Source organism: Klebsiella sp. D-Nf1, from assembly GCF_002810515.1.
GTDB lineage: Bacteria > Pseudomonadota > Gammaproteobacteria > Enterobacterales > Enterobacteriaceae > Klebsiella > Klebsiella variicola.
Genome location: NZ_PIOK01000006.1, coordinates 19,287 through 45,460 on the forward strand (window position 1 = coordinate 19,287; position 26,174 = coordinate 45,460).

General features: G+C 53.0%; 18 protein-coding genes, 1 tRNA gene and 1 pseudogene. 11 read left to right on the forward strand and 9 right to left on the reverse strand.

Translation table 11 applies throughout. The features are described 5' to 3' along the window. Positions 1 to 88 precede the first annotated feature (88 nt). Positions 89 to 1,186: a nuclease gene (locus tag CWM54_RS20915; RefSeq protein WP_100698359.1), complete on the forward strand. Its 1,098-nt coding sequence runs from the start codon at positions 89 to 91 to the stop codon at positions 1,184 to 1,186. 40 nt (positions 1,187 to 1,226) lie between these two features. Continuing rightward, a complete protein-coding gene (locus tag CWM54_RS20920; RefSeq protein ID WP_100698361.1) occupies positions 1,227 to 2,042 on the forward strand; it encodes an HNH endonuclease in 816 nt (271 codons plus the stop codon). An 81-nt stretch (positions 2,043 to 2,123) separates the two neighbouring features. Here CWM54_RS20920 and CWM54_RS20925 read toward each other — a convergent pair whose 3' ends face one another. The 5 genes and pseudogenes from CWM54_RS20925 to CWM54_RS20945 all read right to left on the reverse strand — a co-directional run bounded on the left by CWM54_RS20925 (position 2,124) and on the right by CWM54_RS20945 (position 9,678). Continuing rightward, the gene (locus CWM54_RS20925) at positions 2,124 to 3,758 is read right to left on the reverse strand and encodes a response regulator receiver domain (RefSeq protein WP_100698363.1); all 1,635 of its coding nucleotides are present in this window, start codon (positions 3,756 to 3,758) and stop codon (positions 2,124 to 2,126) included. Position 3,759: 1 nt separating this feature from the next. After that, the gene (locus CWM54_RS20930) at positions 3,760 to 6,735 is read right to left on the reverse strand and encodes an ATP-binding protein (RefSeq protein WP_100698365.1); all 2,976 of its coding nucleotides are present in this window, start codon (positions 6,733 to 6,735) and stop codon (positions 3,760 to 3,762) included. After that, complete coding sequence (locus CWM54_RS20935; protein ID WP_100698367.1) at positions 6,728 to 7,789, reverse strand: DNA cytosine methyltransferase; 1,062 nt, start codon at positions 7,787 to 7,789, stop codon at positions 6,728 to 6,730. The genes CWM54_RS20930 and CWM54_RS20935 overlap by 8 nt, the downstream gene beginning before the upstream one ends. Positions 7,790 to 8,207: 418 nt before the next feature. Beyond that, positions 8,208 to 9,394: pseudogene (locus CWM54_RS20940) on the reverse strand (tyrosine-type recombinase/integrase). 199 nt (positions 9,395 to 9,593) lie between these two features. Next, positions 9,594 to 9,678, reverse strand: a tRNA-Leu gene (locus CWM54_RS20945). A gap of 586 nt (positions 9,679 to 10,264) precedes the next feature. Between CWM54_RS20945 and CWM54_RS20955 the strand changes: the two genes are divergently transcribed. The 8 genes from CWM54_RS20955 (at position 10,265) to CWM54_RS20990 (ending at position 18,639) form a co-directional block, all read left to right on the forward strand. Continuing rightward, positions 10,265 to 10,933, forward strand: a complete 669-nt coding sequence (locus CWM54_RS20955; protein WP_100698369.1) for a carbonic anhydrase — start codon at positions 10,265 to 10,267, stop codon at positions 10,931 to 10,933. Further along, positions 10,930 to 12,399, forward strand: coding sequence for a SulP family inorganic anion transporter (locus CWM54_RS20960; protein WP_100698371.1), 1,470 nt, complete (start codon positions 10,930 to 10,932; stop codon positions 12,397 to 12,399). The genes CWM54_RS20955 and CWM54_RS20960 overlap by 4 nt, the downstream gene beginning before the upstream one ends. Positions 12,400 to 12,510: 111 nt before the next feature. After that, positions 12,511 to 13,530, forward strand: coding sequence for an NADPH-dependent aldehyde reductase Ahr (ahr, locus tag CWM54_RS20965; RefSeq protein ID WP_100698373.1), 1,020 nt, complete (start codon positions 12,511 to 12,513; stop codon positions 13,528 to 13,530). Positions 13,531 to 13,660: 130 nt separating this feature from the next. Continuing rightward, positions 13,661 to 14,545 carry a carbohydrate ABC transporter permease gene (locus CWM54_RS20970; protein ID WP_004146807.1) on the forward strand — a complete coding sequence of 295 codons (885 nt, stop codon included), beginning with the start codon at positions 13,661 to 13,663 and terminating at the stop codon, positions 14,543 to 14,545. Continuing rightward, positions 14,535 to 15,422 carry a carbohydrate ABC transporter permease gene (locus CWM54_RS20975; RefSeq protein WP_040152710.1) on the forward strand — a complete coding sequence of 296 codons (888 nt, stop codon included), beginning with the start codon at positions 14,535 to 14,537 and terminating at the stop codon, positions 15,420 to 15,422. The genes CWM54_RS20970 and CWM54_RS20975 overlap by 11 nt, the downstream gene beginning before the upstream one ends. A gap of 10 nt (positions 15,423 to 15,432) precedes the next feature. Beyond that, positions 15,433 to 16,257, forward strand: coding sequence for a phosphodiesterase (locus CWM54_RS20980; RefSeq protein WP_100698375.1), 825 nt, complete (start codon positions 15,433 to 15,435; stop codon positions 16,255 to 16,257). 5 nt (positions 16,258 to 16,262) lie between these two features. Continuing rightward, positions 16,263 to 17,336, forward strand: a complete 1,074-nt coding sequence (locus CWM54_RS20985) for an ABC transporter ATP-binding protein (RefSeq protein ID WP_048271434.1) — start codon at positions 16,263 to 16,265, stop codon at positions 17,334 to 17,336. Further along, positions 17,329 to 18,639 (forward strand): ABC transporter substrate-binding protein, encoded by a 1,311-nt coding sequence (locus tag CWM54_RS20990; RefSeq protein WP_064166226.1) that lies wholly within the window; start codon positions 17,329 to 17,331, stop codon positions 18,637 to 18,639. The genes CWM54_RS20985 and CWM54_RS20990 overlap by 8 nt, the downstream gene beginning before the upstream one ends. A gap of 228 nt (positions 18,640 to 18,867) precedes the next feature. On the opposite strand, the gene iolE is transcribed toward CWM54_RS20990, so the two are convergent. From iolE to iolD, 4 genes are read right to left on the reverse strand one after another with little or no spacing between them, the layout of a single operon-like run. Continuing rightward, positions 18,868 to 19,767 (reverse strand): myo-inosose-2 dehydratase, encoded by a 900-nt coding sequence (gene iolE, locus CWM54_RS20995; RefSeq protein WP_080930503.1) that lies wholly within the window; start codon positions 19,765 to 19,767, stop codon positions 18,868 to 18,870. Positions 19,768 to 19,790: 23 nt separating this feature from the next. Beyond that, positions 19,791 to 20,675, reverse strand: a complete 885-nt coding sequence (locus tag CWM54_RS21000) for a sugar phosphate isomerase/epimerase family protein (RefSeq protein ID WP_100698377.1) — start codon at positions 20,673 to 20,675, stop codon at positions 19,791 to 19,793. Between the two features lie 41 nt (positions 20,676 to 20,716). Further along, positions 20,717 to 21,730 carry a Gfo/Idh/MocA family protein gene (locus tag CWM54_RS21005; RefSeq protein WP_004152192.1) on the reverse strand — a complete coding sequence of 338 codons (1,014 nt, stop codon included), beginning with the start codon at positions 21,728 to 21,730 and terminating at the stop codon, positions 20,717 to 20,719. A gap of 46 nt (positions 21,731 to 21,776) precedes the next feature. Next, positions 21,777 to 23,717, reverse strand: a complete 1,941-nt coding sequence (gene iolD / locus CWM54_RS21010) for a 3D-(3,5/4)-trihydroxycyclohexane-1,2-dione acylhydrolase (decyclizing) (RefSeq protein ID WP_023291779.1) — start codon at positions 23,715 to 23,717, stop codon at positions 21,777 to 21,779. Positions 23,718 to 24,222: 505 nt separating this feature from the next. Between iolD and CWM54_RS21015 the strand changes: the two genes are divergently transcribed. Next, entirely contained in the window at positions 24,223 to 26,136 is a 1,914-nt protein-coding gene (locus CWM54_RS21015) for a bifunctional 5-dehydro-2-deoxygluconokinase/5-dehydro-2-deoxyphosphogluconate aldolase (RefSeq protein ID WP_100681677.1), read from the forward strand. Positions 26,137 to 26,174: the final 38 nt, after the last annotated feature.

Genomic DNA, 26,174 nt, shown 5'->3' on the forward strand with positions numbered 1-26,174 from the left:
CTTCAATCCCGTCTGCGATCTGCCCAGCAAACCCAGCTCCGCCTGGCAGATGCCCTTACCGACGCAGCATTAAACTAAGGATCAGACGATGCCGGTACATCATGCAATCTGGCGGATAGGGGAGAACCCTCAGCCGCTAACCATCAGCAAACTTGCCAGCGAGCAACTGCTGGAAAAGATGATTTTAAACGACCCTACTATCCTTTCCGATCAGTGGATGATTATCGGCCATCAGGAAAATACGCTCGACAAAGGGCGTATCGATCTGCTGGCTATCGCGCCGGATGCCTCGTTGATCCTGATTGAGCTAAAACGCGATCGCACGCCGCGTGAAGTCGTTGCCCAAGCACTGGATTACGCCTCATGGGTGGATGATTTAAGTGCCGAGCGTCTGTCGCAGATTTACGATAGATTCTCTGGTGGTGGAAATTTGGGCGACGCATTTAGACAACGCTTCAACGCCGAGCTGGAAGACGATTCCATCAACAAGTCACATCAAATTATTATTGTTGCAGCGGAGCTGGATCCCTCCACCGAACGCATCGTCGACTATCTGAGTAAGAACGGCATCTCGATTAACGTACTGTTCTTTAAAGTATTCCAGCACGGTGACGAACAGTTCTTAAGTCGCGCCTGGCTTATCGATCCGAGCGAAACGCAAACCAATGCCGCACAGGCCACCGCAACAAGTGCTAATGCGAAGGAACCCTGGAACGGTGAGTTTTATGTCTCGTTTGGCGATTCAAACAGTCGCGTCTGGGAAGAGGCGCGCCGCTACGGCTTTATTAGCGCGGGGGGTGGGAGCTGGTACAGTCAGACGTTAAAACAGCTTCAGCCTGGCAACCGCGTCTGGGTGAAAATTCCGGCAACAGGTTACGTCGGCGTCGGTATTGTACAGAGCGCCGTTGAACCAGCTAGTAGCTTCACCATCAACACTGACGACGGTGAAAAGCTGGCGATGGATGTACTTAAGTACAGCGATCTCTATCACCGGAATGCAGATGACCCCGACAAGTCCGAGTATTTTGTCCCCGTGAAGTGGCTGGAAACCCGCAGTGAGCAAGAGGCGGTGAACGAGGTCGGATTCTTCGGTAATCAAAATACAGTCTGCAAACCTACAACTCCAAAATGGCGGCATACTATTGAAAAATTAAAGCGCTATTTCAGAAATTGGGATATAAATTAGTAAATTGAATTAAATAATATCATTAACAATGAGGGTTGGTATGGTCATTCCAGAAGATGGACTCTTAGAGGTAGCATGGTACTTTTCAAAGTTTGGCAAAAAAAATCCTCCATCTTTACTTAGGGTTGAAAAATGGAAAGATGCTGCCGCTCTTTTTTATCCTCGATTTGGTGAAGGTAAGACTTCAGAAGAGTTTTATAATAGCCTTAAAAATCATCGGGATCGTTTTGATTCATGGCTCAGTTCTACTCGAACAGGATGGAGGAATAAAGATGGAACTCCACGAAACTTGCCTGTAGCTTCAAAAATAGTTATGCAACGAATGAACATGTTGCCGAACTCGATTATTGAAAAATTGATTATATCTTATTTATCGATAAATCCTTTCGAAAAAGTTCAGCAAGATTTAGCACCGATACTTCAAGATAAAAGCATTGATGATACAACCAGAGAACAGTTAATTTCAGCCAGACTTGGCCAAGGTTTTTTCAGGAAAGAATGTCTTAAACGTTATCCTGCATGTCCGCTAACTGATATAACCTTTGAACCATTACTGAGAGCAAGCCACATAAAACCTTGGTCTGCATGCCACAACGGCACTGAACGGCTCGATCCTTTTAATGGAATTATATTAGCTGCACATGTTGATGTGCTATTTGATCAAGGATGGATATCTTTCTCCAACGATGGTCTGGTTTTATTAAGTAATGATATTGATAGGGCCTTAATTAAAAAGCTTCAACTACCTGAAAAGATTAAACCATTCCATATCAAATCAGTTGAGTATCTGAAATGGCATCGCGAGAAAATCCTGAGAAAAAAAGAAACATCCCAGAAAAAATATAAAACCAAATGAATAAAGAATCAAAAGATTAACAATGTATCATTAACACTGTCGTAATGGTCGTTTATATAGACCATTACGACGCAACTACGATCAATTTAATCGCCTTACCCACTCCGGCTCATCGAGACCAACCCTTGAAAGACTTGAACTATATTCCTCAACTATCTGTTGCGCATAAAGTTCCTTAAGTTCTACTATAAATTCAAATCTCTCTGGATGTTCTTGACTGTAATAAGTAGGCTCAAAGTATTTTTTATTATCAGCTACTTTAGCAAGAGCTACACCTTGAGTACCATTAAATTTTACAGTTCTTAATGAGTATGTAGATTTATTTATTTTCAACTTAACCCCATCAGGGGTTAAGAAATTAAAACCACCATCTTCTACTTGTTCAAGAGAAATAAATAAGAAACGACGACACTCACCATCACTTATTCTTACAGAATCACATCTTTGCTGAATGCAGATATAATAGCATCCATTACCAAATGTACTTTTCACTACTGTGCCTAATGACAGGAAAGGCAAATGACCTGGAGAGAAAATAGCACTTCTATGATAACAAAGTTTAGCAAATTGCTTATTAACTGAATCAATCATATCAAACTCAGTAAATAACGTTGCTGCATATTTAGACATTAAAACATCTATTTTGGCTTTAGATATTTTATTACCATCACATGAAACTATTGTGTCACAATACTTTTCCCTAACATCAGGGTGTGACTTTAATAAATTAATGAGCATATCTGAATTTCTTAAGTAACGAATATTGTCAGCTGCCCCATCTTTTAAATATAGTGCGCGCTCTCCTTCCTGAATATTTTCATCCAGCCACAACCTAATTTTTCTCTCATCTAAGAAATGGTTTAGATTTTTATATCTGATTATTGAAGAAAATGTATCACTTAATAATTGAACTAATAACTCATTAGCATCTAATGCATTTGGCAATAAGCTTTGATGCGCAAGATAAGCAGCATCTAGTTCTTTTGAAAATAATGTCAGTATATGATGAAAATTACGTCTAATTTCAGCCAGGGATTCCATTGCAAAATTAGAAAGTAATCCACTTGTCATCTCAGTAAATTGTAAAGAAATAAAGTCAGGAAGCTCCTCATATCTTTTAATCCTGTCTACAAGCATAGGAAGATGTTGTCGACCCGCACCACCAGTTGATTTAGATAAAACCATTATCCTACAGTGATCAGATATAACCGAACATGGGTCATTATCATTAATCGCAAAACCATCAATGTTGTTTTCTACCAAGGATCTTTGAATCTCTAATGCTATATTCAGAAGATCAACTTCACCGGTATATATTATGATTAATTTGACGCAGTTTTGTGTATCCGCATCAGAAAGGAGAGATGTAATTATTCTTTTGGTATAAACACCTCGAACATCATCTTCTTCTGCATCAGCCTCATCATCTTGAGGTTCATCATTTTCTGATGGCTCTTCATGTAATACTATTTGCCAATCAAGTATTGTAACATCAGATTTCTTTGCAATTAAAGTTAAATAATCCAAATCACTTACAACTTCAGGTTTATAAACGGCACAAATCTTCCCTTTTTTGGAAAAAATTTTTGTTACTTCTTGGGCATCAAATTCGTGCTGATCTGCAGGACCATTATTATAAGCTTTGTCATCAATAAAAATAATATTCTGAATAAAATTATTCGTAACGGTTTCCGAGAGCTCAGTAAATGTATTCATTTTATTCTTCCACCATGGAAATTTTGAACGTCACTGTTGAACCATCTCTAGGCTCATCCAAAGTCAAATGATATCCTATTGTTTCAAGAACTTCATTGCTGATGTGCAATCCCATTCCACGGCCATTATTTTTTCTGGAAAATCCTAGGCCAAATATTCTATCTCTATCGCGTTCATCAATCTGCGAACCGTTGTTGGAAATATAAACAGCGCCATGTTCATCTGCATGTAACCGTATGGTTTTATCGTCAACATTACTTTCATTTAGCCAATAAATTGCATTATCAATTACATTTACAAACACTGGATAAAAGGATGAACGGAATCCAAAGAGCATACCTTTGGCAAATCCTTTAGTATGTTTAAATGAAATTCTGTGTCTATCCATTCTATTTTTAAATAGATCAATTAGAAATGATTTTATTTCCAGCAATTTAATCTCTTCTTTTTTTCTTTGTAATCTTCTATTCAAAGGAGTAAAAAGATTCAGATATCCATCTAGATGTTCAAAATTAACTTTTATATTTTTATATACTCCGTCAAGGTCTTCATTTACATCAGACCAAGCTTTTAAATCACGGAGACTAGTACGTATTGAACGCACCGTGCTGTTGAACTCATGATGGATAATACTAACGGCTAACCCCAATTGGCTAAGCTCAACATCGGCATGTATTCGTTCCCTAAGCGTTTCTACTTCCTCACCAAGAGCATCGGTGATTTGTTCATTAGTGATATAATTGTTATCCTCATCTTTTTCCCAATATATCCCCTCAAGTTGCCTGATAACGGCATCTAAGACACTAGTATTCCTTTCACTAACTGCCGTAATTTCTGCTGCTAACTCATTTCTTTTTACAACTAAGTCAATATCTGATTCATTCGCAATAGTAATATGCTTAAACTTATCTTTCACTACCCTTATTTGATTATCTAAATCAATCATGAGATCAGATGTTAGATCTTTGACTCTTTTATTTATATCAAGAGCAACCTGCTGTGTAATCTTTCTTTTTTCGATGTTTATTTTTTTAGCTTCTGTTGAAATAAAATCGACTGCTTGCTCGAGGCGTTTACGTTTACTAATTTTGATCTGATATTCATTAATGGCTTTTTCAACTAATTTATCTATTCTAGATATCGCTGGTTGAAAGCAACCGACCTCTAACTCATTGATAGCAGTTAGATATGTATTATAGTCCTGTTTCAACTCTCCCCTTAATAAAAATCCTCTAGGAGCTGGAACAAGAATAGTACGCTTATAACTAATAATGTTTTCTCTTATCTGGCTCTCAATATCAATAATTCTTTGGCTGGCAATATCTGGATCTTTCAGTGAGTAAATATTATTAAATAATTGTTCGCCATTAACTAATATACTGTTAACCTCTTGCTCAATTAATCCGTTAGCGTTATTCTCAAAAAAATAATTAAGCGCCGTCTCAAATTTTAATTTTTTTGTCCTAGCTTGTTTCTCCCTTTTTTCCAGAGCTTTATGAGATGATAAAAGCTCATTTCTCTTGGCAGCCCATAACTCAGCTTTAGGACCGGCCTTCAAGTCATCTCTGAAAAAATCCGCTGCTAGCTGAATGAAGAAATTTTTAAGAATATCTCGTAAATGTTTATACGCTTGATCCTCAATGAATCCTTCACGACCAGCCTTTTCTTTTAATTTAAAATTATCTTTCTGAGATAGACTTATAATACCAAACATTCTCCTGTAGGAAAAAAATGCTAATCCAGCATGTTTAGAGCGTCTTTTTTCAATTTCTAGATAATCATAATCAGAGTCACCATAAGGTAATATTCTAATATTATCCTTATATATATAAAGGCCGCCAAACTTGTCGGATTTTGATGTTACCCTCGCATAATCTTCATTAGCCATCATTGAGTGTCTTCTATCACCTTGCACATATGCTAGATTTATCTCAAATGGGCCGCAATTAGTAAGATTGTAACCATTCCCAGACCAATTAACTATATGCTCAAAGGTTTTCTCATGATATATTCTAATATTACCTTTGAATTGTCCATATTCATCGAAATAACCATGAAAATGATGATCTGCCTGCTCAAAGTCCTCACTTGTAAAAAAGTGCTCTTTATCAATTATATCAACATATGTATCGTCATGGCTACGATAATCCCTGAAAACGATATCCAATAAAGGTTCAGGATGGGAGATGGTCATGGTGTTATGAAAACCCATTAACATCTTTTCAATTTTTGTAGCTTCTTTACTGCTATCATCTCCATCGATATCAGAATTTAAAATATCATCAACAGGAGATACAAAAAATATTGTTCCACTAGAACTGTCATTCTCTAATGATTTGAAACGGATAAGTCTTTTACTGAATAGCTTAGGGGAAATATTAAATGAAGAAATTGTATCAATAATTTCAGCATATTTGTTTTTACTAATTAACTCTTTTTGTAGCAAATCATCCAGTGAATGGATTAACTCATCTTTCATTGAGTCTATTTGAGAAAAGTCAGGCATTTCTTTAAACGTTTTAACCGGGACAGTCAGGTCATCAAGATTCAAACCTGGTAGTTCAAATATTTGCCAATTAATAAATGCTGCAGTTAATTCCTTATTTTGTCTTGTCTTTGTTATAACTAAAACTTGCTTTCCAATCGAGGCTATCGCTAAACGGCCAATGCCTTTTTCGCCCATCTGATTTCTGTGTTTTTTGCCCTTATCTACAGGTGGAAGTGAAGTATTTGAATTCTTAAGTTTTGACTCTGTTCCGAGTGTGAGCCATCTATTTTCAAAATCTAATTTAGACATGCCCAAACCATCATCTCTGAGCACAAAAATACTTTCTTTACGAAAATAGTCTATATCTACACAATCCGCATAAGCATCATGAGCATTTTTAAGCAGTTCATTGATCGCCGTGGGGATACCTGCAATCTGTTGGCGCCCCAATAAATCTAAGGTTCTGGCTCTTGTCCTAAATTTAGCCATTTTTCTTCCCCTTTTTAAAGACCTCGTAATGTTTAAGAAAATGGAGTCCAAATTGACGAGCTAACTCACAAGGTACAGCATTGCCAATTTGTTTAGCCATAGCATTGAATGCACCTTTAAAAATGTAATCAGCCGGAAAAGTTTGTAATCTTGATGCCTCTCTAATGCTTATAGCTCTATGTTGTGAAACATCTGGATGACCAAATCTACCATTTGAATAACTATTGCATTTAGTAGTTAATGTTGGTGCAGGTTTATCCCATGACATTCGACCGTAGGTATCAGTATGACCTGTATAACTTTTATGACACTCATTAATTAACTCCAAGGGCCAGTTTCTACGATCACCACCTTCAGGTGTATTTTTTATTCTTTTTAGGTTAAGTTCTGTCAGTTCAGCTGCACGATGTAACTCATCATTTTTATCAACTTCACCGGCTTCAAGCCTAGGATATTCTTCAATAAAATCTCTTACCGTTCTTACTGGTGAATTATCAGTATCATGTGTTTGTTCAGGTATTGTAATCGGCCCTAGTAAACTGGCCAACAATACAAAGCGCTTTCTTCGTTGCGGAACTCCATACTTTTCAGCATTAGCTACAAAATAAACATATTTATAATCCAAGCTATCTAGCAATGAAATAAATCTTGTAAATGGACTTTCTTTGCTTCCATCAATCTTTTGGATTCCCGGAACATTTTCAAGCATAATATATTCTGGTAAGAGTGTTGATACAAAGCGATGAGTTTCATCAAGTAGAGAGATTCTTTCATCATCCTCATTTTTATATTTATTTTGTTGCGAAAATGGCTGACATGGAGCACATGCGCTGAGAAGTAAACCATTTGCACTTTTGAATGCAATAGAATTTGCCACTTTTTCAACACTTACATTTCTTATATCATCAAAAATGAAAGTAGCATCGGGGAAATTGGCTTTATAGGTCTCAGAGGCTTGTGCGTCGATGTCAATACCAAGCTCAACGTCAAAACCAGCTTGACGCAGCCCTTCGCTAGCCCCACCACAACCACAAAAAAAATCTATGACAATCAATGTGTTACCCAACTTATCAACAAGTTTTGGATTCCGGCCCTTCTTTTCAGAAATCAATACCGCCTACAGAATCGTTGTGAGCTTAATTTTGCCCAACAATGAACATTAATGAAAGTGTTATGAATATCCAGTATCACAAAACAAAAAAAATAGCTAAAACACAATAAGTTAAGCCTTTAGTACTCATGAGTTTTTAGAAACTAAACAATAGGTTAGCTTCTACAAGACACATCAAAACTAACTGATAAGTTAGGTGCTGATCAGAGATAGAACTAAGTTGGTATCTTACATTGCCTCGACAATCTTAACTACAAAGTCAGATTTAGGCTGCCCGCTACCATTTTCACAAAGATTGATGATGTTTAGCATACTCAAAAGGTGTCATTGCTTTACATTGTACTGTGTCCAAATAATCCGCCTACCACTGCAACATCAACCTACGTTCATCCAAATGCTCCGCCTTATGGATATAAGCCGCACGCACAGAGTTACGCTCAATATGGCTCATCTGACGCTCTACCGCATCCCTCGACCACAACCCTGATTCAATCAACGAGCTACAGGCCATTGTTCTGAAACCATGCCCACAAACTTCAACCTTCGTGTCATATCCCATGACGCGCAGTGCCTTGTTCACCGTGTTTTCACTCATGGGCTTATGAGGGTTATGATCGCCAACGAAAACAAAGTCACGATCACCACTTATCTTGTGGACCTGTTGAAGGATTACTAATGCCTGACGAGACAGGGAACTAAATGAGGTGTACGCATTTTCGAGCCACGCTGTGAATGCTTAACACCTTCTATAGCTTCTCGTTCTGCCGGGATTGTCCACTTTGCCCTTTCAAAATCGATCTCTGGCCAACGGGCAAAGCGCAACTCACTGGAACGAATAAAGATTAATAACGTGAGCTCAACAGCCAGACGGGTTAAAGGTCGTCCGGAGTAGCTATCAATTCGCTGGAGTAGTTCAGGTAAGCGTTTCAGTTCAAGTGCTGGTCGATGGACACGATTACTTGAAGCAACTGCCCCAGCCATCTCCTGAGCAGGATTGTAATCGATCAAACCGCTTTGCACTGCATAACGCATAATCGCATTGGTACGCTGCTGAAGACGCGAAGCCACTTCAAGACGCCCTGTAGCCTCAACTACTTTGATAGGGACAAGGAGATGGCGCGTACTAAAACTATCAATACTCCGCTTCCCAATTGCTGGGAACAAATTATCTTCCAGGCTCTTCAGCACCCGTCGGCTATGTTCTTCTGTCCATTTTTTATTTGCTGCGTGCCACTCTCTGGCAACTGACTCAAAGGTAATAGCCTCTTTCGTCTGCTCTTCTTTCACTGCACGTTTGTGTTCACGGGGATCGATGCCTGCAGCAACCAGCTTTCTGGCCTCTTCCCTTTTTTGACGAGCATCAGCCAATGACGTTTCAGGATAAACCCCAAATGCCATCAGGTGCTGCTTACCACCAAAGCGAAAGCGGAACCGCCAGTATTTTGAGCCGTTAGGGTGAATGAGCAAAAACATGCCATCCCCATCGACAAGGGTATACTCCTTTTCCTGTGGTTTTGCAGAACGCACTTTGATATCTGTCAGAGCCATAAAAGTTCTCCTTCCATGTGCCGAAGTGAGTATACAACCATTATCGAACCAACATATATACTCGGTTCTATACTCACAAGCGACTTGATGTGGGTTGACTCAGATTGACTTCTGTTGAGTGAAAAAGCGAGGAAAGCCTTGCGGATACTGGATTTCAGGCACAAAAAAAGACGTCCGTTGACGTCTATTGATGTTCCGATGGTGCCGAAGGCCGGACTCGAACCGGCACGTATTTCTACGGTTGATTTTGAATCAACTGCGTCTACCGATTTCGCCACTTCGGCACTGAAGGGGATGCGGAAACGTTCTGGATTATACCTGTCGGCGGCGGCCATGCAAGCGACAGCGTGTCGTCATTGCGCTAAGTGTTGAAAAAAACAGCGCTATCCTGCGCGGCGTCACCTTTTGCCGCTATTTCAGGGCACCAATGCCACCTACAAACCTCATCGCCCTTCCCGCGACCACAACTCCCCCTGCCAGCCATTACCCCCTCAATAACACCCAAGTCCCACTCAAACTTATCTCAAGTTTTTCTCACATCACTCTCACCCGCATACCTCAACACAACCCAACAAACCCCATCCATCCCAACATCCAATCCCCAACTATCTCCCCTAACCCCACCCACCACTATTCCCATATATTCCAGAAAGTTTTAGCCAATGCTTTTTTGTTATTCACTCGCTCCGCAGCCAAATATTAATTTCATAAATATTTTTATAACTTTACATTAATGAAAAGTTTTCTTTTTGCCGTTTATTCCAGGATTTTCCTCAGGCGTGAAGGGTTCCGGTAAACACTATTTTTACTAGTCGCTGTACGAGTCTTGATGGACATATTCACTCGATGAATTAACTCAGGAGAATACTTGTGACGACGTTAAAACCTTTGCTGGCCCGCAACCGCAGCTGGGCGCTGCAGAAGTGTCAGCATGACCCGGACTATTTCGAAAAATGGGTCGACGGGCAGCGGCCCCACTCGCTGTGGATCGGCTGCTCCGACAGCCGCGTGCCCGCCGAGGTGCTCACCGGCAGCCAGCCCGGCGAGCTCTTTGTCCACCGCAATATCGCCAACATGCTCGATCCCGCCGACGACAACGTCATGAGCGTCCTGCAATATGCCCTCCACTACCTTGAGGTGGAGCGGGTGGTGCTCTGCGGCCACTACGGCTGCGGCGGCGTGCAGGCGGCGCTCTCTCTGCCCACCCTGCCGCTGGCGCAGGAGTCCTCGGCGCTGGCTCGCCGCATCGGCCAGCTGCGCCACACCCTGCATCACGAAATTGCGCAGATCGCCGATGACTGTTGTGTTGCGGCCTCCCCCGGCGCCAGCACCGACGCGGAGCCCTCTCGCCATGCGCTGGACGCTCTGGTGGAAGCCAACGTTCGCGCCCAGTTCGCCCGTCTGCTGGAGAGTGAACCGGTGCAGACGGTGCTCGCCAGCGGGCGGCCGCTCAGCCTGCACGGCTGTGTCTACGATCTGGCTTCCGGCCATTTAACCACCCTCGTCGAACACCTCTCACCGCAGGAGCACGCCCCATGAACACGCTTCGTCAGGACTCTCTCGCCGGCATCGTCGTCTTCCTTGTCGCCCTGCCGCTGTGCCTCGGCATCGCCCAGGCCAGCGGCTTACCGCCCTTCGTCGGCCTGCTGACCGGCATCATCGGCGGCCTGGTCGTCACCGCCCTCAGCCCTTCCCGCTTCGCCGTCAGCGGCCCCGCCGCCGGACTGGTCACCATCGTCGTCGCCGCCATTGAATCCCTGGGTTCCTTCTCCGTCTTCCTGATGGCGCTGGTGCTGGCCGGCGTGCTGCAGCTGCTGTTCGGCATCCTGCGCGCCGGGCGCTTTATCTCGCTGGTTCCCGCCAGCGTCATCAAAGGCATGCTGGCGGCGATCGGCATCCTGCTGATTATGCAGCAGATCCCCGTCGCGCTCGGCACGGCGGAAGAGACCGGCCTTGCCGATGTGGTTCAGGGCAATGCCGCTTTCTCCGTCAATGCGATTGCCGTCGCCGCGGGCGGCCTGCTGGTGCTCTGGCTGTGGGGCTCGCCGCTTATCCGCCGGGTGAAGAGCCTGCGTTGGATCCCCGGGCCACTGATCGCCGTCCTGCTCGGCTGCGTGACCACCCTGCTGCTGACCCATTTTGCGCCGCAGCAGCTGGCCACTCTGCCGCGTATTACCCTGCCAGCGTTCGGCAGCCTCGGCGATCTGCTGGGCGAGCTGGAGTCTCCCGCATGGAGCGCGTGGCGCAATCCGTCGGTGTGGGTGGTGGCGGTGACCCTGGCGCTGGTCGCCAGCCTGGAAACCCTGCTCAGCCAGGAGGCGCTGAAAAAACTGCGTCCGCAAAATCCACCGCCTTCGCCGAACCGCGAAATGGTCGCCCAGGGCGTGGGCAATCTGCTCTCCGGCGTGCTGGGGGCGATGCCGATCACCGCGGTCATCGTCCGCAGTTCGGTCAACGTCAGCAATGGCGCGCAGAGCAAACTGTCGATCTTTATCCACGGCGTGCTGCTGTTGATCTGCGGCCTGTGGTTCAGCGGCCTGCTGACCTTAATCCCGCTCGCCAGCCTCGCCGCCGTGCTGCTGTATACCGGCTATAAGCTGGCGACGCCGCGGCTGTTCATCGAGCAGTTCCGCCAGGGTGCGGCGCAGTACGTCCCGTTCCTCGCCACCATCGGCGGGATTATCGCCTTCGGCATGCTGGCGGGGATCGGGATTGGTCTTGCCACCCAGATGGCGTGCAGCCTCTGGCGCAGCCATCGCCACTCGCTGCAGCTGGCGCGCTACGATGACCACTACGTGCTGCGCATCCAGCAGAATCTGACCTTTATGCACAATCCGCATCTGCTGGCTCTGCTGGCGAAAATTCCGGAAAAGAGCGTGGTGATCGTCGAGCACGACAGCGTCGGCTATCTCGACCCGGATGTGCAGGCGGTGCTGGATGATTTTGCCGAGAACGCCCCGCAGCGCGGCATCCGCCTTAATCAGTGGCCGCTCGCCAGCCGCTGACCTTAACGGGCGGCTGGTCCGCCCGCTTCGCGACCCCTCCGATTGCCAAGCGCCGTGGAATGCCATGCTCTACACTTTCTGGGTTATTACGCCAACCCCAAGGAAATGAACATGAGCATCATTAAAAGCTACGCCGCCAAAGAAGCGGGCGCCGATCTGTCGCTGTGGGAGTACGATGCCGGCGAGCTGCAGCCGGAAGATGTCGAAGTTGAGGTGGAATACTGCGGGATCTGCCATTCGGACCTGTCGATGATCGACAACGAATGGGGGATGTCGAGCTACCCGCTGGTGGCCGGTCACGAGGTGATTGGCCGGGTGGCGGCGCTGGGCAGCGCGGCGCAGGATAAAGGGCTGAAGATTGGCCAGGAGGTCGGCATCGGCTGGACGGCGCGCAGCTGCGGCCATTGCGACGCCTGCATCAGTGGCAACCAGATCAACTGTCTGGAAGGCTCGGTGCCGACCATTCTTAACCGCGGCGGCTTCGCCAATAAGCTGCGCGCTGACTGGCAGTGGGTGATCCCCCTGCCGGAGAGCATCGATCTGGCGTCCGCCGGCCCGATGCTGTGCGGCGGCATCACCGTCTTTAAACCGCTGCTGACCCACCACGTCACCGCCACCAGCCGCGTCGGGGTGATCGGCATCGGCGGCCTCGGCCATATCGCTATTAAGCTGCTGCGGGCGATGGGCGCGGAAGTGACCGCCTTCAGCTCCAACCCGGCCAAAGAGCAGGAAGTGCTGGCGATGGGCGCCGATCGCGTGGTGAACAGCCGCGATCCTGAAGCCTTAAAAGCGCTGGCCGGTCAGTTCGATCTGATCATCAACACCGTGGCGGTGGACCTCGACTGGCAGCCGTACTTCGAAGCCCTGGCTTACGGCGGCAACTTCCATACCGTCGGCGCGGTGATGAAGCCGTTCCCGGTGCCGGCCTTTACCCTTATCGGCGGCGACCGCAGCATCTCCGGCTCGGCGACCGGTAACCCGTCCGAACTGCGCACGCTGATGAAGTTTGCCGGGCGCAGCAAGGTGGCCCCGACCACCGAGCTGTTCCCGATGTCGCAAATTAACGAAGCGCTGAAGCACGTTCGCGAAGGCAAAGCCCGCTACCGCGCGGTGCTGAAAGCCGACTTCTGATGGTTCTCTCCCGCCGGGCGGCCCGCTCGCCCGGCGTTTTCCCCGTCGCTTCATCAAACCGTCATCTCCCCGCCATGCCTCTGTAGTCATTGCTTCCCACAATCCGGGCTTCGATAAATGGCTGAACGAGATGCGCGTCACCATGAGAAAGACCTGGCTTCCCTGGCTTATCCTGTCGCCTTCCCTGCTGTTTTTACTGCTGTTTACCTGGTTCCCGCTGGGGCGTTCGGTGTATGACAGCCTGTTTGATACCCGCATGGCCAGCGACGGCGCGCAGTACGTCGGGCTGGATAACTTCGCCCGCCTGTTTGCCGATAACGTCTTCTGGCAGTCGCTGGGCAATAACCTGCTCTATATCCTGCTGACGGTGGTGCCTGGGGTGACCCTCGCCCTGCTGCTGGCGGTCGCCCTCAGCGAGAACCATCGCGTCAACCGCTGGCTGCGCACCGCCTTCTTCTTCCCGATGATTATCCCGATGGTCAGCGCCGCCGCGCTGTGGCTGTTTATCTTTATGCCCGGCCTCGGCCTGCTCGACCACTATCTGGCGAAGCTGTTCGGCCCGATGAACAACAACTGGCTGGGGCGCAGCAACAGCGCGCTGCTGGCCCTGGCGCTGATCGGCGTGTGGAAGTTTGCCGGCTATTACATGCTGTTTTTCCTCGCCGGGTTGCAGAGCATTCCGGCCTCGACGCGGGAAGCGGCGCTGATGGAGGGGGCTACCCGCACGCAGGTCTTTTTTAAGGTCACGTTACCGCTGCTGCGCCCGACGCTGAGCTTTGTGATCACCACCGCGCTGATCTACTCCATCACCCAGATCGACCATGTGGCGGTGATGACCCGCGGCGGGCCGGATAACGCCACCACCGTGCTGCTCTATTACATCCAGAATCTCGCCTGGGATACCCACGACCTCGGCAAAGCCTCCGCCGCCACCTTCCTGACCCTGGCCGGGCTGTTCGCCTTCTCGCTGATTAACCTGAAACTGCTGGAGAAAGGAGCCCACTATGAGCGCTGAAATCTCGCCGCTGCTGGTCCGCACGCCCGCCGCCGCCCGTCCGCTGTGGCTGCGCCTGCGCCGCTCGTCGCCCTTTACGCTGACGGTATTAATGTGCTGCCTGGCGCTGCTGTGGATCAGCCCGTTTATCTGGATGCTGGCCACCTCGTTCAGCGCTACCACCTTCGGGGAAGATATGGCCTCGCTGCTGCCGCGCCTGCCGCTGACCCTCGATAACTTCCGCGACGCCTGGAACAGCGCCGACTGGCTGAGCCTGTACGCCAACACCCTTATCTTCACCTTCGGCACCTTCTTCGTGCAGCTGTTGACCATCACCACCGCCGGGTACGTCTTCGCCTGCCACGAGTTTCGCGGCAAGCAGACGCTGTTTCTCCTGTTCCTGGTGCAGCTGATGATCATGCCGGTAGTGATGATGGTGCCGAACATGCTGACCCTGAAAACCTTCGGCCTGCTCAACACCCTCACCGGGGTGATGATGCCCTACTTCACCTCAGCGTTCGGCGTGTTCCTGATGCGTCAGGCGTTCCTCGCCATCCCGAAAGAGCTGGAAGAGGCGGCGCTGATGGAGGGCTGCCGCTGGTGGCAGGTGCTGTTCCGCGTGCTGCTGCCGATGTCCTGGCCGTCGGTGCTGGCCTTCGCCACCGTCAGCATTACCTACCACTGGAACGAGTACCTGTGGCCGCTGATGATGCTCAACGATCCCGATAAGCAGGTGCTGACCGTCGGGCTGGTCTCCTTCGCCATGGGCGCCGAATCCGGCGGCCAGTGGGGCACCATCGGTGCCGGGACGCTGATGGTCTGCCTGCCGCTGATGCTGGCGTTTATCCTTTTTCAGAAACAGTTCCTGCGGAGCTTCGGCTTCTCCGGGATCAAATAAGGAGTGATTCATGCTGTTAGCGCACATTTCCGATACCCATTTCCGCAGCCGCGGCGAGAAGCTGTACGGCTTTATCGACGTCAATGCCGCCAACGCCGACGTGGTCTCCCAGCTTAACGCGCTGCGCGAACGCCCGGACGCGGTGGTGGTGAGCGGGGATATCGTCAACTGCGGCCGCCCGGAGGAGTATCAGGTGGCCCGCCAGATCTTCGGCAGCCTGAACTATCCGCTGTATCTGATCCCTGGCAACCACGACGACAAAGCCCATTTTCTGGAGCATCTTCACCCGCTGTGCCCGCAGCTGGGCAACGATCCGCAAAATATGCGCTATGCGGTGGATGACTTCGCCACCCGCCTGCTGTTTATCGATTCCAGTCGCGCCGGCACGTCAAAAGGCTGGCTGACCGACGAGACCATCAGCTGGCTGGAGGCGCAGCTGTTCGAGGGCGGCGACAAACCGGCAACGGTGTTTATGCACCACCCGCCGCTGCCGCTGGGCAATGCGCAGATGGACCCGATCGCCTGCGAAAACGGCCACCGTCTGCTGGCGCTGGTGGAACGTTTCCCGTCGCTGACGCGCATCTTCTGCGGCCACAACCACAGCCTGACCATGACCCAGTATCGCCAGGCGCTGATCTCCACCCTTCCCGGCACCGTCCATCAGGTGCCGTACTGCCACGAAGACACCCGGCCCTATTACGACCTCTCTCCGGCTTCGTGCCTGATGCACCGTCAGGTCGGCGAGCAGTGGGTGAGCTATCAGCACTCGCTGGCCCACTACGCCGGGCCGTGGCTGTATGACGAAAACATCAGTTGCCCAACAGAAGAGCGCTAACCGCCATGCTCAGTCTGCAAAACATCAGTAAACGTTTCGACGGCAAACCGGCGCTCAGCGCCCTGTCGCTGGATATTCACGAAGGCGAATTCGTGGTGCTGGTCGGCCCGTCGGGCTGCGGGAAAAGCACCCTGCTGCGCCTGCTCGCCGGGCTGGAGCCGGTCAGCGAAGGCCAAATCTGGCTGCATGATGAGAACATTACCGCCACCACGCCGCGCGAGCGCAACTTCGCGATGATCTTCCAGAACTATGCCCTGTTCCCCCATCTGTCGGTGCGCGACAACATCACCTTCGGCATGAAGGTGCGCAAGGAAGAGAAAAGCAGCTGGCAGCCGCGGGTGGACAAAGTGGCGCAGATGCTGCAGCTGGAGGCGCTGCTCGACCGCAAACCGGCGAAGCTCTCCGGCGGCCAGCGCCAGCGGGTGGCGATGGCCCGGGCGATCGTGCGCAATCCGCGGCTGTTCCTGATGGACGAGCCGCTCTCCAACCTCGACGCCCGCCTGCGCAGCGAAGTGCGCGACAGCATTATGGCCCTCCACCAGCAGCTGAAAACCAGCACGATCTATGTGACCCACGATCAGACCGAGGCGATGTCGATGGCCGACCGCATCGTGGTGATGAACGGCGGCCACGTACAGCAGGTCGGGCGCCCGGAGTATCTGTACGCCAACCCGGCCAACCTGTTCGTCGCCGGGTTTATCGGTTCGCCGGCGATGAACCTCCTGTCGCTGCCCTGCGCCAACGGTGAAGTACTGTTGGGAGAACAGCGCCATCCGCTGCCGCCGCGCCACCGGGATCAGACCCGCGTCTGGCTGGGCATTCGCCCGGAACATATTACCGACCGCGTGGAGGAGGGCCATCTGCGCCTGCCGGCCACCGTTCTGCAACGAGAACTGATGGGGGCCGACTACCTGCTCCACGTCAGCACCCCGATCGGCACCCTGCGCTTTAGCCGCCGCCACCGCGGCACGGTGCCGGAAAAAGGCGAGTCGCTGATCCTCGGCTTTTCGCCTGCCGATGTGCATCTTTTTCATGCTGAGACCCAGCATAATTTACTGATGGAGACAGATCATGTTTAAACCTCTTACGCTAGTCGCGGTTGGCCTCAGCCTTGCCCTGAGCGGCGCGGCGCTGGCGAAAGAAAAAATAGACTTCATGTTCCCGGCGCCGGTGGACGGCAAGCTGACCATGGAGATGACCCGCGTCATTAAGCAATTCAACGACTCGCAGCAGGATGTCGAAGTGCGCGGCATCTTCACCGGCAACTACGACACCACCAAGATCAAAGCCGAATCGGCGCAGAAGGCCGGCCAGCCGCCGGCGCTGGTGATCATGTCCGCCAACTTCACCACCGATCTGGCGCTGAAGGATGAGATCCTGCCGATGGACGAGCTGTTTAAATATGGCGATCAAAAGGCCGGCGATTTTCTGCAAAAGGAATTCTGGCCCGCGATGCATAAGAACGCCCAGGTGATGGGCACCACTTATGCGATCCCGTTCCATAACTCGACGCCGATCCTTTACTACAACAAGACGATGTTCGATCAGGCCGGGATCAAACAGCCGCCCCAGACCTGGGCCGAGCTGCTGGCTGATGCCAAAAAGCTGACCGACGAGAGCAAAGGCCAGTGGGGGATCATGCTGCCGTCGACCAACGACGACTACGGCGGCTGGATCTTCTCGGCGCTGGTACGCGCCAACGGCGGGAAATACTTTAACGAAGACTATCCGGGCGAGGTCTATTACAACTCGCCGACCGCCATCGGCGCTCTGCGCTTCTGGCAGGATCTGATTTACAAGGACAAGGTGATGCCGTCCGGGGTATTGAACTCGAAGCAGATCAGCGCCGCGTTCTTCTCCGGCAAGCTCGGGATGGCGATGCTCAGCACTGGCGCGCTGGGCTTTATGCGCGAGAACAGCAAAGACTTTGAGCTTGGGGTGGCAATGCTGCCGGCCAAAGAGCAGCGCGCGGTGCCGATCGGCGGCGCCAGCCTGGTGAGCTTTAAAGGCATCAACGAGGCGCAGAAGAAAGCGGCGTATCAGTTCCTGACCTATCTGGTGAGCCCCGACGTGAACGGCGCATGGAGCCGCTTCACCGGCTACTTCTCGCCGCGCAAGGCGTCATATGATACGCCGGAGATGAAGGCCTATCTGCAGCAGGATCCGCGGGCGGCGATCGCGCTTGAGCAGCTGAAGTACGCCCATCCGTGGTACTCCACCTGGGAGACCGTGGCGGTGCGTAAGGCGATGGAGAACCAACTGGCGGCGGTGGTCAATGATGCCAAAGTGACGCCGGAAGCGGCGGTTCAGGCGGCGCAGAAGGAAGCCGATGCGCTGATGAAACCTTATGTGGATAAGACCGCGCTGGCGGAAGTGAAGTGACGCGTTACCCGTCATCGTCACCCTCACCCTGGCCCTCTCCCTGAGGGAGAGGGGACGGTACGGCGCCGTGGTTAAGCCCTGAATCCGGGAGAGGGAACTGTCCGGCGCCGTGGTTGAGCCCTGGGCCCGGGAGAGGGAACTGTCCGGCGCCGTGGTTAAGCCCTGAGTCCGGTTGTGAAAGGAAAAAAAGCAGGCCATACCCGGTATGACCTGAAAATGTCACAACGATTAGATCCCTGCCGTTTCGCGGATATATTTGCGCGCTTTGACGGCGTATTCGAAAGGATTGGCCAGGGCAGGATCCTGCTCGGCTTCCACTACCATCCAGCCTTTATAGCCAGCGTCGTCCAGCAGCTTGAACACCGGACGGAAATCGATCACCCCGTCGCCCGGGACGGTGAAGGTGCCTTTTTTCACGCCGTCGAGGAACGACAGGCCGTCGCGGCGCACCTGGTCGATCACCGGCGGGCGGACGTCTTTCAGGTGGACGTGGTTGATGCGCGGCAGATACTTTTTGAGGATCGCCAGCATCGGCGCTTCGCCGCCTTCGGAATACCAGGCGTGGCCGGTATCGAACAGCAGGAAGACGCGCTCGTCCACCAGCGACATAAACTTGTCGATTTCCGCGGTGGTCTGAATGCCGGTGCCCATGTGGTGGTGCAGACAGACCTGCATCCCCTTCTCCGCCGCCAGGCGACCGAGGGTGTTATAGCCTTCCGCTACCCGCTGCCACTCTTCGTCGCTGAAGCACGGCTTCGCATCGCCGAGGATCGGTTTATCCAGCCCCTGGATGCTGCCGCTCTGCTCGGAGCAGCCAATCACTTTCGCCCCCATCGCATGAAGGAAGTTCATGTGATTGACGAATTCATCAATGGTTTTTTCCCGCTGGCCGTTGGCGAAAAAGGTGCTGAACCAGGCGTTGCAGATCTGAATGCCGCGGATGTCCAGCATCGGCTTGAGAACCGCCGGATCGCGCGGATATTTGCTGCCGACTTCGCTGCCGGTAAAGCCGGCCAGCGCCATTTCGCTGACGATCTGCTGGAAGGTGTTTTCGCTGCCGAGCTCCGGCATATCATCGTTAGTCCAGCCGATCGGGGCGATAGCCAGTTTGACGTTATCTTTGTTCATAGTAGGGCTCCTGCCGCTGCGCCTTACCGGCGCAGCAATTCACGTTCAATGAGTTCACGGGTTTCCACTGCCTGGTATTTCATTTTTTCCGGGTAGCCAAACAGCGAGGTGGCGACAATCGGCTCCCCGCCGACCTTGAAGGTCTGATCGGCGAATTTCATTTCGCGCAGGGTGCGGAACAGCGCGTCGAAATCCACATCCCCTTCCCCGACGCCTACGTGCTGGTGCACCACGGCATCCACGCCCGGCGGGTTAACGATATAGCGGCAATGTTTCGTATGATTGCGGGTGTCCGCAATCAGGACATGGGAGAGATCGCTCCCGGCGTAGCGCAGCATGCTCGCCACGTCGCCGACGCCTTTGTCGTAGAAAAAGGTGTGCGGCACGCTGTAGACGTACTTCACGTTATCGCTGCGGAACGACTTCACGATATCGACGGTTTCATTGTTCTCTTCGCAGAAATCCCAGGGATGCGCCTGGATCTCCACGCGGATGCCTTCCCGCTCAAAAATCGGCAACAGCTCTTCCATTGAGCGATAGAACATTTCATCGCAGATCTCAGGCTGATTCGGATCGCCGGAGAACTCGGTGTTGATCACCTGAACGCCCATCTCCACCGCAATTTCCACCAGCCGTTTCCAGTTTTTCACCGCCGCCTGACGGCGCAGTTCGTCCGGGCCGGACCAGCGGTAGACGCAGATAAACGACGACAGCTCAAGGCCGGTATCGCGCAGCGCCTGCTTGTACTCCGCCATGATCTCCCGGCTGGCGCGCGGGTGCTTGTAGAACGGGTTAATCTGCGGGTGCGGCGACTGTTCAATGTACTTGTAGCCCCACTCCGCTACCTGATGGACCATGCGGGTGATCCCGAGGTCCTTAATGACATCCACATCAAAGGCAATTTTCATCGTCGTTACCTGTGCAAAGAAGTTCCGTCAGCAAAACGCGCTTAACGTTTGTAGAATGCCGGGCACTCAGGCAGCGTCACCTCAACCGGCTCGCTGGTTCCCTGCGCTTTAATGCAGGCGTCCGCCGCCACCGACGCCGCGTAGCCGTCCCAGGCCGACGGGCCGTGCAGCTGGCCGGCTTTGACGTCGTTGATAAAGGCCTGCAGCTCAACGTCGTAGGCTTTGATAAAGCGGTCTTTCCAGTCGGTGAGAATGGCGGTCGACAGGCTGGCGGACTTGCGCATCTGGACGGCAGACGGCTCCGGCAGACGGGCAATCCCGGTTTCGCCGACCACTTCGCACTGGATGTCATATCCGTACTGGCAGTTCACGAACACTTCGACGTCGATCAGGGTGCCTTTTTTGGTTTCAAAGGAGACGATCTGCGGATCTTTCAGGCGCGCATGGGTGTGCGAGGTGGAGCGCGGGAAGCGCACCTGTACGGAACGGTAGTCATCGTTCAGCAGCCAGCGCAGTACGTCCAGCTCGTGGATCAGGGTGTTGGTGATCGCCATATCGGTGGTGTAGTTCTCGCCGACCGACTGGTTGCGGTGGGCGCAGCGCAGCATCAGCGGTGCGCCGATATCGCCATCGTCGATCACTTTTTTCAGCGCCAGATAGCCTTCGTCGTAGGGGCGCATAAAGCCAACCTGCACCAGACGACGGCCGGCCTTCATTTCAGCATCGACGATGCGGCGGCAGCCTTCCGCAGACATCGCCAGCGGTTTTTCGCAGAACACCGGCTTACCGGCGGCAATGGCGGCCAGGGTGTACTCTTCGTGGGTCGGGTCCCAGGAGGTGACCAGAATGGCATCGACATCGCTGGCGTTAATCACGTCGTGGCCGTCGGCGTAGACTTCCGCCTGCACGCCCGGCAGCGCGACCGCCGCACGGGCGTTGTCGGCATTGATATCAGACACCGCCACAACGGTGGCGCCCTGCAGAACCTGGGTGCAGCGACGGATGTGTTCTTTACCGATAGCGCCAGCGCCGATGACACCTAATTTGAGCGACATAATGGTTTTCTCCGTAAGTCTGTAGGATTCAGGGTAGAGGTTCGTTTTAGTAATCACGCGCCTGGGCGCGCTTTTCATTAATCATTTGCGCCACCTTGCGGATCCGCTCAGAGAGCGCCGTCTGGGCGACCCCGACGTTCCACCAGCTGCCGTATTTGTGCACCATGGTCTTCGGCAGCACTTTAATATCAATCAGGGTGCTGACCGTTTCGCGGCGGGCGGCGTCCAGCGCGTGGCGCAGTTCGTCCAGGGTGGTGACGCGCCAGGTTTTGCAGCCGTAGCCGGCGGCGATGGTGGCGAAGTCCACCGGCACCAGGCCGCCCTGCAGCTGGCCGGTTTCCGGCTGGCGGTAGCGGAACTCGGTGCCGAAGCTGTCCATCCCGTGCTCCATCTGCAGGTTGTTGATGCAGCCGTTGGCCATGTTGTCGAACAGCACGACGTTGATCTTCGCCCGCTCCTGCAGGGAGGTGACCAGCTCAGAGTGCAGCATCATGAACGAGCCATCGCCGACCAGGGAGTAGACTTCGCTCTGCGGCTGCGCCAGCTTCACGCCCAGCGCGGCGTTGACTTCGTATCCCATGCAGGAGTAGCCGTACTCCACGTGGTAGGTGTTTTCCGCGCGGTTGCGCCAGACGCGCTGCAGATCGCCCGGCAGGCTGCCCGCCGCCGCGACGATCACCGCCTCGGCCGGCAGCGTTTCATTCAGTACCCCAAGGACGCTGCTCTGGGTCAGGGTGGAGTCGGTGATCTGGCGGAACTCGCGATACACCGATTCGCGATCGAGATGATCGTCGATCTCCGGCACAAAGGATTTTTCCTGCCACACCGCCTGGTAGACGCGCTGGGTCTCTTTTAACTGACGGCTCTGCACGCTCTCGATCTGCGCGCCCCAGCCGGCCTGCCAGCCGCTGTCCGCCAGCGCCGCGTCGAGGGCGGTCATCGCTTCCCGGGCGTCCGCCAGCATGGCAATGCCGTCCAGCTTCCAGGCGTCGAAGTTGCTGACGTTAATATTCAGGAAACGCACCTCCGGGTGCTGGAAAATCCATTTCGAGGCGGTGGTAAAATCGCTGAAGCGGGTGCCGACGCCGATCACCAGGTCGGCCTCTTTCGCCAGCAGGTTCGCCGCCAGACAGCCCGTCTCGCCGACGCCGCCGACGTTCAGGGGGTGAGAAGAGACCACCGTCCCCTTCCCGGCCTGGGTTTCGGCGAAGGGCACCCCGTAGCGCTCGGCGAAACGGGACAGCGCTTCGCCCGCGCCGGAGTATTTCACTCCGCCGCCGCAGACGATCAGCGGTTTACGGCTGGCTTTGATGGCCGCCACGGCGTCCGCCAGCTGCGCGGCGCTGGCCGGGCGGCGGTCGAGTCGGTGCACGCGGCGCGCAAAGAAGGATTCCGGGTAGTCCCAGGCTTCGCCCTGTACATCCTGCGGCAGGCACAGCGTCACCGCGCCGGTTTCCGCCGGGTCGGTCAGGACGCGCATGGCGTTGATGCAGGCGCTCATCAGCTGTTCCGGGCGGGTAATGCGGTCCCAGTATTTGCTGACTGCGCGGAAAGCGTCATTGGTGCTGATGCTGAGATCGTAGCTCTGTTCAATCTGCTGGAGCACCGGGTCCGGCTGGCGGGTGGCGAAGACATCGCCCGGCAGCAGCAGCAGCGGAATGCGGTTGGCGCTGGCGGTGCCGGCGGCGGTGATCATGTTGGCCGCCCCCGGACCGATGGAGGAGGTGCAGGCGATAATCTGCCGGCGCAGTGCCTGGCGGGCAAAACCGGTGGCCGCGTGGGCCATCCCCTGCTCGTTACGCCCCTGATAGACGCGCATATCGCCGCTGTCCTGCTCCAGCGCCTGCCCCAGCCCCAGGACGTTGCCATGGCCGAAAATCGCGAAAATGCCTTTCACAAATTTCAGCTCTTCGCCATCCACTTCCAGGTACTGGTTATCGAGGAACTTCACCAGCGCCTGCGCCGTCGTCAGTCTCAGTTTGCCCATGATGCACAATCCTTATTGTTCAGTATTTGTGTGTGGCGTCGCGCCGATGCCGCCGGGGCCGTCGTTCACGTCACTGGAATACCTGTGGATTATAGGCAAACATTTTTTTCATTAAATACAAATACAGAAGAAATATTTCATTTTGCGAGAGGGATCAAACTCTCTACCCATTTCATACGTTTCATTGACATTCCTGACAGGTTTTCAGGCGCTGTTTTGCCGCGCCAGACGGCTATATCCCCTTAAAAATCATAGGTAAAGAAACCGCTTCCGGCGTTTCATTTTCCCCCAGGTCGACAGAGGGGCCGATCCGCGCTCACGCGAGGCTCAGTGCGGCAGAGTGGTAGATCCCTCACACTTTTGGTTTTTTAATTTCGAACGAGTTTGCAAATGAAATATTTATTTCTCAAACTAAGGGTAACCAATAACCCTCAGGCTGTTCACGGAGTCGACGTCGGGATCCCGACCCTTCCAGGCAGCAGACACCAAAAAGGAAATCCTAGCTATGAATGCAGCAGTAAAGCGGCTCGACGTCATCTGTATAGGTCGGGTGGCCGTCGACCTCTATGCCCAGCAGATCGGTTCGCGGCTAGAAGACGTTGCCAGTTTCGCGAAATATCTGGGCGGCTCCTCCGGCAACGTGGCCTATGGCACCGCCATTCAGGGGCTGAAATCGGCCATGCTGGCGCGCGTTGGCGATGAACACAACGGCCGTTTCCTGCGTGAAACGCTCAACCGCGCCGGGGTGGATACCGAGTATCTGATTACCGACAAATCCCGCCTGACCGCGCTGGTGATGCTGGGGATTAAGGATCAGGAGACCTTCCCTCTGATTTTCTACCGCGATAACTGCGCCGATATGGCCTTAACGCCTGACGACATTAGCGAGGAGTATATTGCCTCCTCTCGGGCGCTGGCGGTGACCGGCACCCACCTGTCCCACGCCAACACCCGCGCCGCGGTGCTGAAGGCGCTGGAATACGCTCGCCGTCACGGCCTGCGTACCGCACTGGATATCGATTACCGTCCGGTGCTGTGGGGGCTCACCTCGCTCGGCGATGGCGAAACCCGTTTCATTGAGTCCGGGCCGGTCACCAGCCAGCTGCAGGAAGTGCTGCATCTGTTCGATTTGGTGGTGGGAACCGAAGAAGAGTTTCATATTGCCGGGGGCAGCACCGATACCCTGACCGCGCTGAAAAATGTGCGCAATGCCACCAAAGCCACCCTCGTCTGCAAGCGCGGGCCAATGGGCTGCGTGGTGCTGGAAGGCGACATCCCGGACAGCTGGGACCAGGTGCCGCTGCAGCAGGGCGTGCGCGTGGAGGTTCTCAACGTGCTGGGCGCCGGGGATGCCTTTATGTCTGGCCTGCTGCGCGGCTGGCTCAACGACGAAGGCTGGGAGCAGGCTTGCCGTTACGCCAACGCCTGCGGGGCGCTGGTGGTCTCCCGCCACGGCTGCGCGCCGGCGATGCCGACCAAAGTCGAACTCGATGACTACCTGCTGCGTGCCGAATCGGTGCCGCGCCCGGACGTCGACGAGCGCCTCAACCACCTGCACCGGGTCACCAGCCGCCGTCAGCAGTGGCCGGAGCTGTGCATTTTCGCCTTCGACCATCGCAAACAGCTGGCCGACCTGGCACGGGAGACCGGGCGCGATGAAGCCTGCATTCCGCAGCTCAAGCTGTTGTTGTTAGCCGCGGCCGAAGCGGCGGCGCAGGAGGCGGGTCTCGATCAGCGCAGCGGCATTCTGGCCGACGGCACCTATGGCCAGCGTGCGCTCAACGCCATTACCGGCAAGGGCTGGTGGATCGGACGCCCCATCGAGCTGCCCAGCTCGCGACCGCTGCGTCTGGAGCATGGCAACATCGGCTCGCAGCTGATCGACTGGCCGCTGGAGCATGTCGTCAAATGCCTGGTCTTCTATCATCCTGCCGACCCGGCGGCGCTGCGTGAAGAGCAGGACGCCCTGCTGCTCGAGGTGTGGCAGGCCTGTAACAAGTCAGGCCATGAGCTGCTGCTGGAGGTGATCCTGCCGGAAAATGGCCCGGACAAAGACGAGCGCCATTACCACACCATGCTGGAACACTTCTATCAGCTGGGGATCAAGCCGGACTGGTGGAAGCTGCCGCCGCTCTCCAGCGCCAGCTGGCAGCAGATCACCGCGCTTATCGAGCGCGAAGATCCGTGGAGCCGCGGGATCCTGATCCTCGGCCTCGACGCGCCTTCCGACAAACTGCGCGCCGGTTTCGCCGAGGCGGCCGCACACCCGATGATCAAAGGTTTCGCCGTCGGGCGCACCATCTTTGGCCTGCCGTCGCGGCGCTGGATGCAGGGTGAGCTCAGCGATGAGGCCCTGATAGAGGAAGTGAAACGCAACTACCTGACGCTCATTGGTTACTGGCGCGAAGCCCGCCGCTGATCCCCCGACGCCCGTCTCCGTCACCTTGCGGAGCGGGC